The 15,687-nt window shown below is 62.6% G+C and carries 16 protein-coding genes; 3 read left to right on the top strand and 13 right to left on the bottom strand.

What is annotated here, in order from left to right; translation table 11 throughout:
- Positions 1-16: 16 nt before the first annotated feature.
- Complete coding sequence (locus D0Y60_RS15395) at positions 17-1,294, bottom strand: 4-aminobutyrate--2-oxoglutarate transaminase (protein ID WP_117370847.1); 1,278 nt, start codon at positions 1,292-1,294, stop codon at positions 17-19.
- Positions 1,295-1,540: 246 nt separating this feature from the next.
- On the opposite strand from D0Y60_RS15395, the gene D0Y60_RS15390 reads away from it, so the two are divergent.
- Positions 1,541-2,356: a MerR family transcriptional regulator gene (locus tag D0Y60_RS15390; protein WP_117370846.1), complete on the top strand. Its 816-nt coding sequence runs from the start codon at positions 1,541-1,543 to the stop codon at positions 2,354-2,356.
- A gap of 52 nt (positions 2,357-2,408) precedes the next feature.
- On the opposite strand, the gene D0Y60_RS15385 is transcribed toward D0Y60_RS15390, so the two are convergent.
- The 8 genes from D0Y60_RS15385 to D0Y60_RS15350 form a co-directional block, all read right to left on the bottom strand.
- On the bottom strand, positions 2,409-3,308 hold the full coding sequence (locus tag D0Y60_RS15385; protein ID WP_117370845.1) for a DMT family transporter: 900 nt from the start codon (positions 3,306-3,308) through the stop codon (positions 2,409-2,411).
- Between the two features lie 107 nt (positions 3,309-3,415).
- A complete protein-coding gene (locus D0Y60_RS15380) occupies positions 3,416-4,312 on the bottom strand; it encodes a DMT family transporter (RefSeq protein WP_117370844.1) in 897 nt (298 codons plus the stop codon).
- Between the two features lie 131 nt (positions 4,313-4,443).
- Positions 4,444-5,877: an aldehyde dehydrogenase family protein gene (locus D0Y60_RS15375; RefSeq protein ID WP_117370843.1), complete on the bottom strand. Its 1,434-nt coding sequence runs from the start codon at positions 5,875-5,877 to the stop codon at positions 4,444-4,446.
- A gap of 12 nt (positions 5,878-5,889) precedes the next feature.
- Positions 5,890-6,618, bottom strand: coding sequence for an MBL fold metallo-hydrolase (locus D0Y60_RS15370; RefSeq protein ID WP_117370979.1), 729 nt, complete (start codon positions 6,616-6,618; stop codon positions 5,890-5,892).
- Between the two features lie 4 nt (positions 6,619-6,622).
- Positions 6,623-7,702: an ABC transporter ATP-binding protein gene (locus D0Y60_RS25285; protein WP_117370842.1), complete on the bottom strand. Its 1,080-nt coding sequence runs from the start codon at positions 7,700-7,702 to the stop codon at positions 6,623-6,625.
- The gene (locus tag D0Y60_RS15360; protein ID WP_117370841.1) at positions 7,699-8,487 is read right to left on the bottom strand and encodes an ABC transporter permease; all 789 of its coding nucleotides are present in this window, start codon (positions 8,485-8,487) and stop codon (positions 7,699-7,701) included. The genes D0Y60_RS25285 and D0Y60_RS15360 overlap by 4 nt, the downstream gene beginning before the upstream one ends.
- A gap of 2 nt (positions 8,488-8,489) precedes the next feature.
- On the bottom strand, positions 8,490-9,353 hold the full coding sequence (locus D0Y60_RS15355) for an ABC transporter permease (protein WP_117370840.1): 864 nt from the start codon (positions 9,351-9,353) through the stop codon (positions 8,490-8,492).
- A gap of 125 nt (positions 9,354-9,478) precedes the next feature.
- Positions 9,479-10,555: a spermidine/putrescine ABC transporter substrate-binding protein gene (locus tag D0Y60_RS15350; RefSeq protein ID WP_117370839.1), complete on the bottom strand. Its 1,077-nt coding sequence runs from the start codon at positions 10,553-10,555 to the stop codon at positions 9,479-9,481.
- A gap of 130 nt (positions 10,556-10,685) precedes the next feature.
- Here D0Y60_RS15350 and D0Y60_RS15345 point away from each other — a divergent pair, with 130 nt between their 5' ends.
- Positions 10,686-11,312, top strand: a complete 627-nt coding sequence (locus D0Y60_RS15345) for a TetR/AcrR family transcriptional regulator (RefSeq protein ID WP_117370838.1) — start codon at positions 10,686-10,688, stop codon at positions 11,310-11,312.
- A gap of 6 nt (positions 11,313-11,318) precedes the next feature.
- Positions 11,319-11,711 (top strand): nuclear transport factor 2 family protein, encoded by a 393-nt coding sequence (locus tag D0Y60_RS15340; protein ID WP_117370837.1) that lies wholly within the window; start codon positions 11,319-11,321, stop codon positions 11,709-11,711.
- Between the two features lies 1 nt (position 11,712).
- On the opposite strand, the gene cueR is transcribed toward D0Y60_RS15340, so the two are convergent.
- The 4 genes from cueR to D0Y60_RS15320 form a co-directional block, all read right to left on the bottom strand.
- Entirely contained in the window at positions 11,713-12,123 is a 411-nt protein-coding gene (gene cueR, locus D0Y60_RS15335; protein WP_117370836.1) for a Cu(I)-responsive transcriptional regulator, read from the bottom strand.
- Complete coding sequence (locus tag D0Y60_RS15330) at positions 12,120-14,609, bottom strand: heavy metal translocating P-type ATPase (RefSeq protein ID WP_117370835.1); 2,490 nt, start codon at positions 14,607-14,609, stop codon at positions 12,120-12,122. Before D0Y60_RS15330 ends, cueR begins: the two co-directional genes overlap by 4 nt.
- Positions 14,610-14,733: 124 nt before the next feature.
- The gene (locus D0Y60_RS15325; protein WP_117370834.1) at positions 14,734-14,934 is read right to left on the bottom strand and encodes a heavy-metal-associated domain-containing protein; all 201 of its coding nucleotides are present in this window, start codon (positions 14,932-14,934) and stop codon (positions 14,734-14,736) included.
- Between the two features lie 76 nt (positions 14,935-15,010).
- Positions 15,011-15,478: a MarR family winged helix-turn-helix transcriptional regulator gene (locus D0Y60_RS15320; protein WP_117370833.1), complete on the bottom strand. Its 468-nt coding sequence runs from the start codon at positions 15,476-15,478 to the stop codon at positions 15,011-15,013.
- Positions 15,479-15,687: the final 209 nt, after the last annotated feature.

Here is a 15,687-nt window from a genome sequence, read left to right as displayed (position 1 = left end):
TCGTTTGCGTCGCCGATCAGGCGGCGCGGGCTTCGATCATTGCGGCTTCGAGAATGTCGAGCGCCTCGGCGAAAACCTCGTCCTGGATGGTGATCGGGGCGAGGAAGCGGATGACGTTGCCGTGCACGCCGCAGGTCAGCAGGATCAGGCCCTTTTCGAGAGCCTTCAGGCGCACCTTGTTGGCGAAATCGGCGCTCGGCTGCTTCGTCGTAACGTCGTTGAACTCGACAGCGTTCATGAAGCCCGGACCGCGAATGTCGATGATTTCGGGAACCTTGTCCTGCAGCGAGGCAAGGCGCTGCTTGAGGCGGGCGCCGAGGTTTTCCGCACGGTTGCAGAGATCTTCATCCTTAATGACGTCGAGAACGGCATGGGCCGCCGCAACGCCGATCGGGCTGCCGGCATAGGTGCCGCCGAGGCCACCGGGGCCGGGTGCATCCATGATTTCGGCGCGGCCGGTGACGGCCGCGATCGGGAAACCGCCGCCCAGGCCCTTGGCCATGGTCATCAGGTCAGCCGCGATGCCGTAGTGCTCCATGGCGAACAGCTTGCCGGTACGGGCAAAGCCGGTCTGCACTTCGTCGGCGATCAGCAGAATGCCGTGCTGGTCGCAGATCTCGCGCAGGGCCTTCATCAGGCTAACCGGGACCGGCAGGAAGCCGCCTTCACCCTGGACCGGCTCGATGATGATCGCAGCGACACGGTTCGGATCGACATCGGCGGCGAAGAGCTTCTTCAGCACGTTGATCGACTGCTCGACGGTCGTGCCCTGGGTTTCGACCGGGAAGGGCACGTGGAAGACGTCACCCGGCATGGCGCCGAAACCGACCTTGTAGGGAACGACCTTGCCGGTCAGCGCCATGCCCATGAAGGTACGACCGTGGAAGCCGCCCGAGAAGGCGATGACGGCCTGGCGGCCGGTGGCGGCGCGGGCGATCTTCACGGCATTTTCAACGGCTTCGGCACCGGTCGTGACGAAGATCGTCTTCTTGGCGAAATTGCCGGGGGTGATGGTGTTCAGGCGCTCGGCGAGCTCGACATAGTTCTCGTAGGGCACGACCTGGTGGCAGGTGTGGGTGAAACGGTCGAGCTGCTTCTTGACGGCTTCAATGACGCGCGGATGGCGGTGGCCGGTGTTGACGACGGCAATACCGGCGGCGAAGTCGATGTAGCGGTTGCCTTCCTTGTCCCAGATTTCCGCATTCTCCGCACGGTCGGCGTAGATCTGCGTGGTCATGCCTACGCCGCGCGAGATGGCGGCGTTCTTGCGATCGGTAAGGGGCGTGGCGGTCATGGCGCTATCCTGAATCTGGAGGCTTCGTTGATCTGGTCCAAAGCAATCCCGACCGCAGAACCGCTGTGCGCTTTTGCTGGAATTGCGATAACTTACATTTTTTCTGCAAGTCTCGAGTGGAATTCCTACATTTTTTCTGCAAGAATGCAATACGGATTTTACGCGGGCAATGCGACGGTTTTTCGGGCCGTGCATGGCCGCCCGAATGCTATAAGCGAACCATATACAGAATCAGGGATTGGCGCGATGGGTTCTGCGGAACCGGTGCACTACAAGGTGGCGGAAGCCGCGCGGCTTGCCGGGGTTTCGGCCTCGACGCTGCGGCTCTGGGAGACGCAGGGGCTGGTCGTGCCTGGACGCTCGGAGACCGGCCATCGGCAATATAGCGGCGACGACGTCGCCCGGCTGAAGCGTATCGCCTGGTATCGCACGGAACGGGGCCTGAACCCGGCCGCCATCCGCGAGGCTCTCGATGCGGAAGATCCCTCCGTCGATACGCATGCACCCGAGGGGGATGCGCCGCAGGGCGTCGGCCGCAAGCTGCGCAGCCTGCGGCACGATGCCGGCAAGACGCTGGAGCAGGTCGCTGGCGACATCGGTATCGCAACCTCCGTTCTCTCGACCTTCGAGCGCACCTCGCAGGGCGTAACCTTCCGCGTGCTGCACGATCTCGCCGAATATTATGGCACGACCGTCTCCAAGCTCTCCGGCGAGGAAGAGAACGACAACCGCTCCGTCGTGCGCGCAGGGGAATGGAAACTCTGGCCCGAGACCTCGCCCGGCGTTACCGTGCAGGTGCTGGCCGACGGACGCAACATGATGGATTGCCATCGCTTCGTGCTGGCGCCCGGTGCATCCTCGGACGGCGACTACCGGCACGAGGGCGAAGAGTTCGTGCATGTGCTCTCGGGCCGCATAGAGCTGGTGCTTGATGGCCATGAATTCCACGACCTCGGTCCCGGCGACAGCCTCTATTTCGAAAGCGCCCGCCGCCACGCCTGGCGCAACCGACATAACGGTGAGACGGTGCTTATCTGGATCAACACGCCGCCGACGTTCTGAAGCAATTCCAGCAAAAGTGTGGAGCGGTTTTGCGTCCGGAATTGCGTCAAGCTTAAGTCCGCCGCTTGATCTGCTGTTCGCGGAAGAAAATGAACAGACCTGACGCGACGATGAAGCCCGCGCCGACCAGCATGGCCGGGCGCGGCGCGTCGCCGAAGAACAGCCAGCCGAACAGCACCGCCCAGAGCAGCAGCGTATATTGCAAGGGCACGACGGTCGCGGCATCCGCCAGCTTCAGCGAGCGGTTGACCAGCATATGCGCGCTCATCGCCACGATGCCGAGCAGGCTCAGCAGTCCGAAATCGATGCTGCGCACCGGCGCCCAGCCCGCGGGGTCGGCAAGGCACCAGATGCCGGAAAAGATTGCCGCACCCGCCACCTGCCAGAAGACCAGCGTCGTATCGGGGGCGGCGCGCAAGGAGCGGCCGAGCACCATGGCGAGGCTAAAGGCAAGACTGCCGGCGATGGCGATCAGGGCAGGCAGCGTGAATGTGTCTTTCGACGGCTCAAGAGCGATCACAACACCAATGAAACCGACGATGATCGCCGTCCAGCGCCGCCAGCCGACCTTTTCGCCCAGCAGCAACGGCGACATCGCCGCGACATAGATGGGCGCGGCAAGCCAGTAGGTCATGGCATCGGCGAGCGGCATATAGGCGACGGCGAAATAGAAGCCGGAGGCCTCGAAGGCGAAGAGAAACGAGCGAAGGAGGTGGAGTTTCGGTCGTTCGACCTCCACGAGGCGCCGAAAGCCGACGCGCCAGAAGAACGGTGCGAGCACGATGAGAGCCGCAATGCTACGGATCAGCATCAACTGGCCGACGGAATAGGTCGCGACCAGCCATTTTCCGAGTACGTCGTTCAGCGAGAACATGATCATGCCGAGCAACATGAGCAACACCCCGAGACGCGCAGTGCCGGTGACGGAGGAGGGGGCGGCGATGTCGGTCATATCAGGCACTCTGGTCTTGGGATGCTGCGGCTGTGACACATTCGGCACAAGTGATCCAGTCAGCAATTTTGATCGCTGCATCAACGCAGTGCAATCATGTCGCGCCGTCAGCCGCGGCGGGCGACGAGAATGCCAGCCAACACGATCAGGCCGCCCACGGCCTGCATCATGCCGATAGGCTCCGACAACACGATCCAGGCGAGAAGGGCGGCGACGACAGGCGCCATCAACAGCGTCAGCGCGGAAAAGGCAGTCGGCAGGTGGGCAAGAGCGTAGGTGAAAAGCCCCTGACCGCCGACATGGCTTATCATGGCAAGGCCGACGACCATCGCCCAGCCGAACAGCGTCAACGGCACCAGACCGCCTTCGAAGGCAAAGGCGATGGGCAGCATGCAGACGGCGGCGGAAACGGTCGTCCAGACCAGAATGCGCGGTGCGGAGAATCGTGCGCGGACATGCCCGAGCGCCAGCATGTAGCAGGCATAGAAGAAGGCGGCAGTAATCGCCGTCGCGTCACCCGCCAATTGCCCGCCGCCAATCGCCCTGGGGCCGCCCTTCAGTACGACGATCCCGACGAGGGCAAGCCCAAGCCCCGCCAGGAAGATCGGCGTGATGCGGGCACGGAAGAACAGCCAGGAGCCGAGCGTCACGAAGACCGGCGCCATATTGGCGAGCAGCGTGGCGTTGGCAACGGAGGTCATATGCAAGGCAAGATGCCAGGCGACGAGATCGATGGCGAGGAACACGCCCGGCAGCAGCAGAACGACATAGTCGCGGAGGCCGGAGGGCTGTTCGTCCGCCTGTTTGCCTAGACGGGACATCAGGATAAACGGCAGGATGGCAAGCGAGACGCGCCAGAATGCCGTTGCCAGCGGACCGACCTCCGAGAGCCGCACGAAGATCGGCGATGCGCCGATGGCGATGCCGCCGAGGAGAAGCGCGGCAACGGCAAGGCGGGTCTGGGAGGAGGAGGAAATCTGGGACACGGGTAGCCGTCCGTTCATCGCGAAAGCTGGGGGCTATCAGACCGCGTCGTCCGGAGCCAGACGGCGCCCGCTCATTTAAGCGAATTTTTTTGGACAGATGCAAAAGGCGGCGCCATTTCGAGCGCCGCCTTCCAGTCTCGCGTTGACGGTCAAGCCGCGTCGGGGCGGTGGATCGTCTTCACTTCGAGGAAGTCCTCGAGGCCGAACATGCCGCCTTCGCGGCCGTTACCAGACTGTTTGTAGCCGCCGAAGGGGCTGCCGTAACGGTGTGGGCCACCGTTGATGTGCACCATGCCGGCGCGCAGGCGGGCGGCGACGCGCTCGGCCCGCTCCGGGTTGCCGGTCTGGAGATAAGCGGCAAGACCGTAGGCCGTGTCGTTGGCGATCGCGATCGCTTCCTCCTCGGTGTCGAAGGGAATGATGGCGAGAACCGGGCCGAACACCTCTTCACGGGCGATGCGCATGTCGTTGTTGACGTCGGCGAAGATCGTCGGCTTGACGAAATAGCCGGTCTCGAAACCATCAGGCTTGCCGGGACCGCCGACGAGAAGGCGCGCACCTTCGGCAACACCGGCTTCGATCAGCGCCTGCACGCGGCCGAATTGGATGTGCGAGACGAGCGGGCCGATATGCGTGCCCTCCTGTTCCGGATTGCCAACGGTCGCTTCCTTGCCGACGCGCTCGGCGATGGCGACGACCTTGTCATAGGCGGAGCGCTCGACAAGCATGCGGGTCGGCGCGTCGCAGGACTGGCCGGAATTGTTGAAGCATTCGCGGATCGTGCCGGCGACGCGGTCTTCCAGATCCGCATCGGCGAAGACGAGGTTCGGCGACTTGCCGCCGAGTTCCAGCGTTACGCGCTTGACCGTCTCGGCCGCATCCTTGCTGACGGCGATGCCGGCGCGCGTGGAGCCGGTAAACGACATCATGTCGACGTCCTTGTGCTTGGAGAGTGTCGCGCCGCATTCGATGCCGTCGCCGTTGACGAGGTTGAACGTGCCCGCCGGGAAGCCGGCCTCATGCACCATCTCGGCATAGAGCATGGCGTTCAGCGGCGTAAACTCGGAGGGCTTCAGGATGCACGTCGAGCCGGTAGCGAGCGCCGGCACGACCTTAAGCACGATCTGGTTGATCGGCCAGTTCCACGGCGTGATGAGGCCGCACACACCGATCGGCTCGCGGCGCACGACGTCGCCATTCGGCAGCACGTCGCGGGTCTTCAGGCGCTTCAGCGCGTCGATGAAGCCCTGGAGGTGGCCGACGCCGACATCGGCCTGCTGCTCGGTGCTCATTGTGATGGGTGCGCCGAGTTCCAGCGTGATGGTGCGGGCCATCTCGTCATAGCGGCGCTTGTAGATCTCGAGCAGCTTTTCGAGCAGGGCAAGGCGCTCCTCGACACTCGTCTGACCATAGGTCACAAAGGCCTTCTTGGCGGCGGCGACGGCGCGGTCGATGTCGGCAGCCGTGCCCATGGTAATGACCGCGATCGGCTTTTCCGTCGCCGGGTTGATCACCGCGAGATCATTGGGCTTCAGCGGGTCGACCCACTGGCCGTCGATGTAGAATTTGCGCTTGTCGAGCATGCTTTTCTCCCGTCACTTCTGTTTTTCGTCGAGCCAGCCCTTGATGAGCTGGCGGTAGCGTTCGCCGCTGAAACTTGGAAAATGGCCGCCATGCACCAGCCGCACCGGCAGGGTCATGAGCCGCTCCATCGAGGCGATGTAGTCTTTCCCATCGGAATGATAGGTGTCCTCGATCAGCGGACCGTCATAGACGATGTCGCCCGAGAACAGAATTTCCGATGCCTTCTCATAGAGCGCAATACCCCCTGGGGAGTGGCCCGGCGTGTGGATAACCTCGAAATGCCGGTCGCCGAGGTCGATGACGTCACCGTCTTCGAGGATACGCGTCGCCGGCGCCTTTTTCACGGCGTAACATTTCGAGCAATAGGGTTCCGGCGGCAGCGCGTCGAAGATCTCGTCAGTGACATAGGGATCGGCCAGGGTGTTTTCGCGTGTCGGATGGGCGAGAAGATCGGCCTCGGCCGAATGCACGGCGCGGCATTCGAATTCGTGATGGCAGCCGATATGGTCGAAATGGGTGTGGCTTGCCACCGCGATCAGCTCGCGCTCCGTCACCAGCGGCACCCATTCCCGCAGCGACACGACACCCATGCCGCTGTCGACCAGCATATCGCGGTCGCGCCCGCGCACATGCCAGATGTTGCAGCGGTAGAATTCCTGGATATAGGGCTCGCTGATGGAGGTGACGTCGTCGCCGAGACGACGCACGCTGTACCAGTCTTCCGGGCGGATGCGCTGCATCAACCTATACTCCTTCCTGAAGCACGACGATGCTATCGGCCTTCAAGCGAAGGTCGAGCTCGGCGCCGGTTTGCGGAGTGTCGGTCTGGGGAAGATGGGCTGTCAGCACTGCATCACCCGCTGCGAGGTGGCAGCGGTGATGCGTGCCGAAGAAGGCGCTGCCGGTGATGCGGCCACGACCGAGCGAGACCGTGGGGACATCGGCATTGGCGTTGCGGAAATGCTCCGGGCGGATGCAGAGCGTGACGTCCTTGCCGACGGCAGGCGAACCGGAAACGAAGGCGGAGGCGGGCAGCGCCACGCGGCCAAGCGCGGTTTCCACCTCGGCTTCACTGCCGGAGGCACCGCGCACCTTGGCCGGCAGGAAATTGGCCTCGCCCATGAAGCCGGCGGAGAAAAGCGAACGCGGGCGCATGTAGATCGAGGCCGGCGTGCCGACATCCTCGATGCGCCCCTTGTTCATTACGACGATGCGGTCGGCGATCGCCATCGCCTCTTCCTGGTCGTGCGTGACGTGCACGAAGGTCGTGCCGACGCGCTTCTGGATCGCCTTCAGCTCATCCTGCATCTGCCTGCGCAGCTTGAGATCGAGCGCACCGAGCGGCTCGTCGAGCAACAGCACATGCGGATCGACAGCGAGCGCGCGGGCGAGCGCCACGCGCTGCCGCTGGCCGCCGGAAAGTTCATGCGGCTTCTTGGCCGATGACGCCCTGAGGCCGACGAGATCGAGATAGGAGAATGCCTTCTCGAAGCGCTCGGCCTTGCCCATGCCGCGCATGCGGAGACCGAAGCCGACATTGTCGCGCAGGCACATATGCGGGAAGAGCGCATAATCTTGGAACATCGTCGTCGTCGGGCGTCTGGCCGGCGAGACATGGGTCATGTCCTCACCGCCGATGGAAATCGTGCCCGAAGTCGGCTCGATGAAGCCGCCGAGAATGGAGAGCAGGGTGGTCTTGCCGCAGCCGGAGGGGCCGAGCAGAACGATGAACTCGCCGGCGGCGATATCGAGCGAGACATCGTCGAGCGCCCGGAACGAACCGAAGACCTTGGTGGCGTTGCGAATGGAAACGTCGGCGGTCATGAGGATTTCCCGGTTTTGCGGAAGACGGTGAATTCCATCACGACGAGGAACGCGATGGAGATGAGGAAGACGACGCTGCCGATGGCATTCGTCTTGGGGTCGAGGCCGGAGCGCAGCATGCTCCAGATCTCGACCGGCAGCGTCACGTCGAAGCGCGACAGCAGGAAGGCGACGATGAACTCGTCCCAGCTGAAGGTGACGGAGAGGAAAAAGGCAGCGAGGATCGACGGCAGCAGCATGGGCGCCGTGACGAGCAGCATGACCTGCCAATCCCGAGCGCCGAGATCGCGCGCCGCCCGCTCGATATTCACCTGATGCCCGCCCATCGAGGCATAGATGATGGCAAAGCAGAGCGGCAGGTTGATCACGACATGGCCGATGCCGACGGTGACGAGCGACAGGCGCAGGCCGGTGATGTTGAGGATGGAGAGCAGGCCAAGCCCGATGATCAGCGTGCTGACCGTCATCGGCGCGACGATCAGGCCGCGCAACAGGCCGGACGCTGGCAGCGTGTAGCGGGCGAAGGCATAGGCCGCAAGGAAGCCGAGCACGCAGGCGACCGCGGAGGAAATTAACGCGACGAGCAGCGAATTGCCGAGCGCGGCCATCAGCTTGCCGTCGGAGAAAATTGCCTCGTACCAGCGCAGTGTGAGCCCGTTCAGCGGCGGCACCGGCAAGGAGCCATCCTGAAAGGAGAACAACACCAGCACGACGACAGGCAGGAAGATGAAGAGATAGATGAGGCCGGCGTAGAGCGCGGCAAGCCAGGTGGAAAGATGGCGCATGATCAGGTCCTCTCCATCTTCAGCCAGCGCGCGCAGGCGATATAAGCGAGCGTAACGACGACCATCAGCACCAGCGAAAGTGCGGCCGCCATCGGGAAATCCGCCCGCCGGCCGAGTTGCAGCATGATGACCTGCGGCAGTACCAGCTCGTTGTTACCGCCGAGGATCTGCGGCGTGATGTAATCGCCGATGCAAAGCACGAAGGTCAGGAAGGCGCCGACCATGATGCCGGGCAGCGTCAGCGGCAGAACGACGAACCAGAAAGTCTGGAAAGCATTCGCCCCAAGGTCCGCCGCCGCGCGGCGATAATTCGGCGAGAGCTGGATGAGATTGGCATAGATCGTCAGCGTCAGCAGCATGACGAAGAAATGCACGAAGCCGATGACCGTGCCGGTGCGGTTGGCCGAGAGCTCCAGCGGCTCGGCGATCACGCCGAGCCAGAGCAGCGCCTGGTTGACCACGCCACCCTTGGACAGCACCAAGAGCCAGGAATAGGAGCGCACCACATAGGAGGTCCAGAAGGGCAGGATTGCCATGATGAGCGCGAAACGCTGCCACTTCTTCGGCACGCGCTCGGCGATGATCCAGGCGAGCGGGTAGGCGAGCAGGATGGAGATGATCGTCACCGTCGCCGTGATCTCCAGCGAGACGACAAGGCCCTTGAAGAAATGCGCCTTGACGAAGAAGGCGATGTAGTTGTCGAGCGTCCAGGTCGCGACGATCTCGCGCCCCTGCCGCGTCCAGAAGCTGATGGCCGCCATATAGGCGAAGGGCACGAGGAAGAAGGCCCCCGTCCAGAGGAGCGCCGGAAGCGCAAAGGCCCAGGCCTTGCGGCGCTCCGCGCGTTCGAGGGCAGTGGCAGCCATGGGCAAAAAGTCTCCGTTGACGCTGCAGCCTAGCCGAGCGCTGGTCTAATTCCAGCGGGTTCAGAGAAAACGAGTGTCCGTATTACCCTCCCCCAAAGGGGAGGGTGGTCCGCCGCATCAACTGCTTATTGCTGGAGCGTTTCCGTCCAGATGTCCTGCATCGCCGCATCCATATCGGCATCGGCGACCGGGTAAAGCTGCGAATTCTTCAGATATTCCGGCTGCTTGTCCCAGCGCAACGCCGTCTTCTGCTGGTCGGTCAGGTGCTCACCCGCCTTGGCATTGGCCGGCATCGCCCAGTAGCAGGAAGAGGTCGCAAGCCGCGCCTGGCCCTCGGGGCTGACGATGTACTGCACGAATTTCAGCGCAAGATCCTGCTTCTCGCTGTCCTTGAAGACGCCGATCGACTGCGCCCAGCGCAGCGCGCCCTGCTTGGGGATCGTCCAGTCGAGGTTTGGCTTTTCCGCCGAAAGCCCGGCCGTCAACCATTCGCCGCCGCCCACCACGATATCGACTTCGCCGGTTGCCAACGCCGTCTGCGAGGCGACGACGTCGCTCACCTGGCGAGCAACCTTCTTCATCTCGAACAGCTTTTCCTTGATCGCCGGCAGGTCATCCTGCTTGAGATCGGCGGTTTTCTTGCCGATGCCGACGGCCGTCAGGCCGACCATCGGGAGATAATAGTCATAGAGCGCGATGCGGCCCTTGTACTTGTCTGACCAGACGACCGAGAGATCCTCCATATCGGCCGGATCGACCTTGGTCTTGTCGTAGGAAATGGTGTTGTAGCCGAACTTCTCGGTGACCGCGTAAACCTTGCCATCCTTGGTGGTCGTCGCATCCATGCGGACTTCCGGGAAGAGGTCGTTCAGCGGCAGCTTGTCGGCCGGCATTTCGCCGAGAATATCCATGTCGATGGCGCGCGGCACGTCGACGGCGTCGATGACCAGCACGTCCCAATCGCCGGGACGGGACTGCTCGATGATCGAGATCGCAGCGCCCGTGCCCTCATATTCCTTGAGATTGACCTTGACGTTGTTGGCCTTCTCGAAGGGCTCGACCAGCGCCGGATCGGTGTGATCACACCAGACGAGCGCGTTCAGCTCATCCTGGGCACTCGCGGCGGCAGGTGCAAGCGAAAGGGCAGCGGCAGTCGTAACGAGCATGCGGCGGGAGAGCCCGCCCAAAATGGTTTTCGTCATTATCGTTCCCTCTGAGTTGAGGCTTTCAGCCTTGGCGAACAGCGTTCATCACGACGCCTTGAGAAAAAGATTGAACGAGTTCATTTTTTAAGTCAATCTCATTTTTGAGGAGATTCCAACGGAGGTTCTGATGGCCGGATTGCGCGCAAAACAGAAGGCGGACAAGACCCGCCGAATTCTCGAATCCGCGACGACGCTGTTCCGCGAGCAGGGTTATGACAGTGCTCGCATCGAGGACATCGCCGAGATGGCGGAAGTCTCCGTGGGCACGCTCTACAACTATTACCAGAACAAGGGTGACATCCTTGTTGCGACCGTCGCCATGGAAGTGACGGAAGTGCTGGAAGCGGGTGCACGCATCGTCGCCAATCCGCCGCTCAACGTTGCCGAGGCTTTGCGCACGCTGATCGAGCAATATTACGACCACTCGCTGTTCTATCTTTCCAAGGAGATGTGGCGCACGGCGATGGCGATCTCCATCCAGCAGCCGGAAACGCCATTGTCCCGCCGTTACACCGAGCTCGACGGTCAGCTCTGCGCCCAGGTCGTGCAACTGGTGCGCACGCTGCAGGTTCGCGGCGTCGTCAATGCCAGCATCGATGCGCAGGCCATCGGCGAGGTATTCTTTAACAACCTCAACTTGATGTTCATGGAGTTCTGCAAGGTCGAGGCCATGCCGATCGAAGACCTGAAGGCCCGCGTCAACGCGCAGCACGAACCGCTCGCCGCCCTCATCAGCACCATCAAGATCGTCTGAGACCTCATGATCGAACAGGAATCCACCGTCCTCGCCGCCGCCGATGCGCTTGTCGGTGCCTTCTCCCGGCATGACCGCGACGCCTATTTCGACGCTTTCGCGCCGGAGGCGACCTTCCTTTTCTACAATCTCGACCGCACGCTCGAAGGCCGCGCGGCCTATCAAGCGGAATGGGCGCTCTGGGAGGAACGGGACGGTTTTCGTGTGCTGGCCTGCCGCTCGACGAACCGCAAGGTCCAGCTCGTCGGCGAAGTCGCCATCTTCACCCATGCGGTCAAAACCGAGGTCTCCATCGGCGGTGAAACCGTGACGAACAACGAGCGGGAAACGATCGTCTTCACGCGCAACGCCGCCGGCCGCTGGCTTGCTGTCCACGAGCACCTTTCGGCCGCCGTCTGATTTAGCAGCAGCCATCCTCCGTCCTGCCCGTCGAAAGCCGCTCCAGGATCGGACAGTCCGGCCGGTCGTCGCCGTGGCAGTGGGCGGAGAGGTGCTCAAGCGTATGCACCATCTCCTGCAGCAGGCGCATCTTCCCCTTCATTTCATCGATATGGGCGCTGGCGATGCGCTTGACGTCACCGGAGGCGCGGGCGCGATCCTGCCAGAGGGCCAGCAGGTCGCGGATCTGCGCAATGGAAAATCCGAGATCGCGCGACCGGCGGATGAAAGACAAGGTGGAGAGGTCCTTCGGACCATAGATCCGGTAGCCGGAGCCGGTGCGGCCGGCTGCTCGAATGAGGCCGATCTGCTCGTAGTGCCGGATCATCTTGGGCGTCACGCCCGTCGTCTCTGCCGCTTCGCCAATATTCATGCCAGGTCTCCCTTGTGGAACGGCAGCCGGAAGCGCTTGAGGCGCAGTGCATTCGAAACAACAAAGACGCTCGACAGCGCCATGGCACCTGCCGCCAGTGCCGGCGACAACTGCATGCCGAAGGCCGGATAGAGAAAGCCCGCCGCGACCGGGATCAATGCGACATTGTAACCGAAGGCCCAGAACAGGTTTTGGCGAATGTTGCGCATGGTCGCCCGCGACAGGGCAATACCAATGGCGACACCGCGCATGTCGCCGGACATAAGTACGATATCGGCGCTTTCGAAGGCGACATCCGTGCCCGTGCCGATGGCGATCCCCGTATTGGCAGCTGCCAGCGCCGGTGCATCATTGATACCGTCTCCGACGAAGGCGACCTTCTTCGCCCCATCGACCGAAAGCGCCTTCACGGCAGCGACCTTGCCGTCGGGCAGGACTTCCGCCATGACCTTGCTGATCCCCAGCTTTGCAGCCACGGCCTCGGCAGTGCGGCGGTTGTCGCCCGTGATCATCGCGACCTCGATGCCGAGCGCCTTAAGCGCTGCGACGGCCTCCTTCGTCGTCGGCTTGACCGGATCGGTGACGGCAAAGAGAGCCGCGAGCCTGCCATCGATGGCGGCATAAAGCGGCGAGGCGCCCTGGGCGGCCAGCCGGTCGGCATCAGCGGCGAAGACAGAGGGATCAAGGCCGAGGGAGTCCAGGAAGCCCACGGAGCCGGCTTGCACCTTTCGGCCCTCTACGATGGCGGAGATGCCCTGGCCGGAAATCGCCGCGAAACCGCCGGCAGCGGGAAGCTCCGCACCCTCCCTAACCGCGGCTTCGTGGATGGCGACGGCAATCGGATGCTCGGAGTGGACTTCCGCCGCAGCCACCAGGGCCAGGACCTCGCCGCGCGAAAAACCTTCCGCCGGAATAATCTCTGTCAGAGTCGGATGGCCAAGCGTCAGCGTGCCGGTCTTGTCGACAGCGACGATGTCGGTTGCCTCGAGTGTCTGCAGCGCCGTGCCCTGGCGGAAGAGCACGCCGAGTTCGGCGGCGCGGCCGGTGCCGGTAATGATCGAGGTCGGCGTCGCCAGCCCCATTGCGCAGGGGCAGGCGATAATGAGCACGGCCACCGCATTGACCAATGCATGGGCCAGAGCCGGGCTCGGCCCCAAAGTCACCCAAATGCCAAAGGTCAGGAGCGCGACGGCCATGACAGCGGGCACGAACCATTGTGTGACGCGATCGACCAGCGCCTGGATCGGCAATTTCGCCGCCTGCGCATCCTCGACCATGCGAATGATCTGCGAGAGGACTGTATCGGCGCCGACGCGGGTGGCGCGGAAGGTGAGGGAACCCGTCGTGTTGACGGTGCCGCCGGTAACGCTATCGCCCGGTTTGCGTGCAACAGGCATCGGTTCGCCCGAGATCATGGATTCGTCGATATAGGAACTACCCTCCGTCACCTCGCCGTCGACGGGCACCCTCTCACCGGGCCGCACGAGAACGATGTCGCCGGGCACAACGCTTTCCAGCGGCACGTCCTCAGCCTTGCCATCCCGCAGCACACGGGCGGATTTGGCCCGGAGCCCGGCCAGATGGCGGATTGCCTCGCCGGTGCGACCTTTGGCGCGCGCTTCCAGATAGCGGCCAGCAAGAATCAGCGTGACGATGACGGACGCTGCCTCGAAATAGACATTCGCCGCGCCACCCGGCAGCAGGGCCGGCGTGAATGTGGCGACGGTGGAAAAGCTCCAGGCGGCGAGCGTTCCGATCACGACGAGCGAATTCATATCCGGTGCAAGGCGTAGCAGGCTGGGAACACCCTTGCGGAAAAAGCGCTGGCCCGGCCCGGCCAGCACCAGTGTCGCCAGAACGAATTGAATGACGCGGCTCGTCTGCATGCCCAAGGTTTCATGGATGAAATGGCCGAAGGCGGGGAAGGCATGCGCGCCCATCTCCATAACGAAAAGCGGCGCCGTCAGGAGCGCGGCAATCACGAGATCGCGCCGCAGGATTCCGGCGTCGGCCGCCCTGCGGTCTTCTTCGGCTAGTATGGCGGTCGCACCGGAAATAGCCTTATAGCCGGTCCGCTCGATGGCAGCGGCGATGTCCTCGAAAGAGACTGCCCCCTTGAAGAAACGCACCCTGGCGCGCTCCTGCGCAAGGTTTGCGGTCGCGTCTATAACGCCCGGAATAGCCTTCAGCGCTTTCTCCACCCGATTGATGCAGGAGGCGCAGGTCATGCCCTCTACGGGAAATTCGAGCACGTCCTCGGCGACGCCGTAACCGGCCTTTCGCACCGCCGCTGCAACGGCGGCAGCGTCGGCGGTGCCGGCAAAGGTCACGTCGGCCTTCTCCGTCGCCAGATTGACGGCAGCGCGGGAGACGCCCGGCACCTTCTCGATGGCTTTTTCGACCCGGCGCACACAGGACGCACAGGTCATGTCGGAGACGAAAAGCTTGATTGTTTGCTGCTCTGCTGACGGTACCAGGGTAAGCATGATGCACCTTCATCGGGAAGCTCTCCTTCGATCCGGCATGGAGCGTAGAAGACGGCTTCATTCTGGATAGATCGTGCACCTTCCCATCATGTCAAGGTCAAGCACCTTTTGCCGTTCAGTTGGCTTAGACTGGCGAATAGCCCTCGGCCTCGATAACAGAGATGATGGCGCGGCGGTCGCCGGCATTTGCGATCGCAACGCGCTTCGTCGAGAGGTCGATATCGACCTTCGCAGCCGGATAGACAGCGAGCACGGCGTTTGTGATGGTCTTGGCGCAGTGGCCGCAGGTCATGTCGGAAACGATGAAAGAAAGGGTGTCGCTCATGGGCAGTCTCCTGATTTGCCCCGGCATGCTGAAGCCTTCCCCCATGGCAAGGTCAAGCCCTGCCCAGACAATGCGTTCAGCCGAAAAGACGAGCAAGCAGCGCCAGGAATTGGTCGCGGGCCCGCATTCCACCCAATCGCTCCAGGCAGTCCGCCTCGAAATCGGCCTCGGCCCGCCGCGCTTCGTTCAGCAGGCTTTCCCCTGATGGGGTCAGATATAGCGCGTGGGAACGGCGGTCATTGGGCACATTCCGCCGTTCCGTCAGACAGCGTTCCTCGAGATCGTTCATCAGCGACACGAAGTTCGCCCGCTGGATACCAAGAACAGCAGCGATTTCAGATTGTTTCCGACCAGGATTTTCGGCGATCATCGCCAGTACGCTGTATTCCGTGGGACGCAGGTTCACCACGGAGAAATAGTGCAGGAAGCGCTGTATGAACTGACCGTGGGCCCGGCGGAGCTGATGCGCCACGCTTTGAGAGATCGCGGAGACATTAAGCGCCTCCGATGGACAAGTATCATAAGTTTCGCTTATCTTTTCCATGCGTTGGCCACCTTTCCCCGGTGCCGGAGGAATTCCGGCGTGCGGCCTGAGCACGACCATAGGTGTCAGCAAGAATGGCGCAAGACGCGGCATGCGTGATTGTAGAAATTTTCTACACGCAATCAAGAGGCGAGGAATGATTTTGCGCTTTTTCACGCTCAATAATACGCCCTGAGTTTATTTCAGGGCGCAGTACCTCAACCGGCGGC

This window comes from Shinella sp. WSJ-2 (assembly GCF_003432075.1).
Taxonomy (GTDB): Bacteria; Pseudomonadota; Alphaproteobacteria; order Rhizobiales; family Rhizobiaceae; genus Shinella.
The sequence above is the reverse complement of the archived record's forward strand: the minus strand, read 5'-3'. Positions and strand labels throughout refer to the sequence as shown.

What these genes read in the sequence shown, in the direction of transcription:
- D0Y60_RS15320 (WP_117370833.1), bottom strand. Translation starts at nt 15,478, where the DNA reads ATGGAAAAGATAAGCGAAACTTATGATACTTGTCCATCGGAGGCGCTT.
- D0Y60_RS15355 (WP_117370840.1), bottom strand. Translation starts at nt 9,353, where the DNA reads ATGGCTGCCACTGCCCTCGAACGCGCGGAGCGCCGCAAGGCCTGGGCC.
- D0Y60_RS15350 (WP_117370839.1), bottom strand. Translation starts at nt 10,555, where the DNA reads ATGACGAAAACCATTTTGGGCGGGCTCTCCCGCCGCATGCTCGTTACG.
- D0Y60_RS15325 (WP_117370834.1), bottom strand. Translation starts at nt 14,934, where the DNA reads ATGAGCGACACCCTTTCTTTCATCGTTTCCGACATGACCTGCGGCCAC.
- D0Y60_RS15390 (WP_117370846.1), top strand. Translation starts at nt 1,541, where the DNA reads ATGGGTTCTGCGGAACCGGTGCACTACAAGGTGGCGGAAGCCGCGCGG.
- D0Y60_RS15370 (WP_117370979.1), bottom strand. Translation starts at nt 6,618, where the DNA reads ATGCAGCGCATCCGCCCGGAAGACTGGTACAGCGTGCGTCGTCTCGGC.
- D0Y60_RS15375 (WP_117370843.1), bottom strand. Translation starts at nt 5,877, where the DNA reads ATGCTCGACAAGCGCAAATTCTACATCGACGGCCAGTGGGTCGACCCG.
- D0Y60_RS15395 (WP_117370847.1), bottom strand. Translation starts at nt 1,294, where the DNA reads ATGACCGCCACGCCCCTTACCGATCGCAAGAACGCCGCCATCTCGCGC.
- D0Y60_RS15340 (WP_117370837.1), top strand. Translation starts at nt 11,319, where the DNA reads ATGATCGAACAGGAATCCACCGTCCTCGCCGCCGCCGATGCGCTTGTC.
- cueR (WP_117370836.1), bottom strand. Translation starts at nt 12,123, where the DNA reads ATGAATATTGGCGAAGCGGCAGAGACGACGGGCGTGACGCCCAAGATG.
- D0Y60_RS15345 (WP_117370838.1), top strand. Translation starts at nt 10,686, where the DNA reads ATGGCCGGATTGCGCGCAAAACAGAAGGCGGACAAGACCCGCCGAATT.
- D0Y60_RS15385 (WP_117370845.1), bottom strand. Translation starts at nt 3,308, where the DNA reads ATGACCGACATCGCCGCCCCCTCCTCCGTCACCGGCACTGCGCGTCTC.
- D0Y60_RS15360 (WP_117370841.1), bottom strand. Translation starts at nt 8,487, where the DNA reads ATGCGCCATCTTTCCACCTGGCTTGCCGCGCTCTACGCCGGCCTCATC.
- D0Y60_RS15330 (WP_117370835.1), bottom strand. Translation starts at nt 14,609, where the DNA reads ATGCTTACCCTGGTACCGTCAGCAGAGCAGCAAACAATCAAGCTTTTC.
- D0Y60_RS25285 (WP_117370842.1), bottom strand. Translation starts at nt 7,702, where the DNA reads ATGACCGCCGACGTTTCCATTCGCAACGCCACCAAGGTCTTCGGTTCG.
- D0Y60_RS15380 (WP_117370844.1), bottom strand. Translation starts at nt 4,312, where the DNA reads ATGAACGGACGGCTACCCGTGTCCCAGATTTCCTCCTCCTCCCAGACC.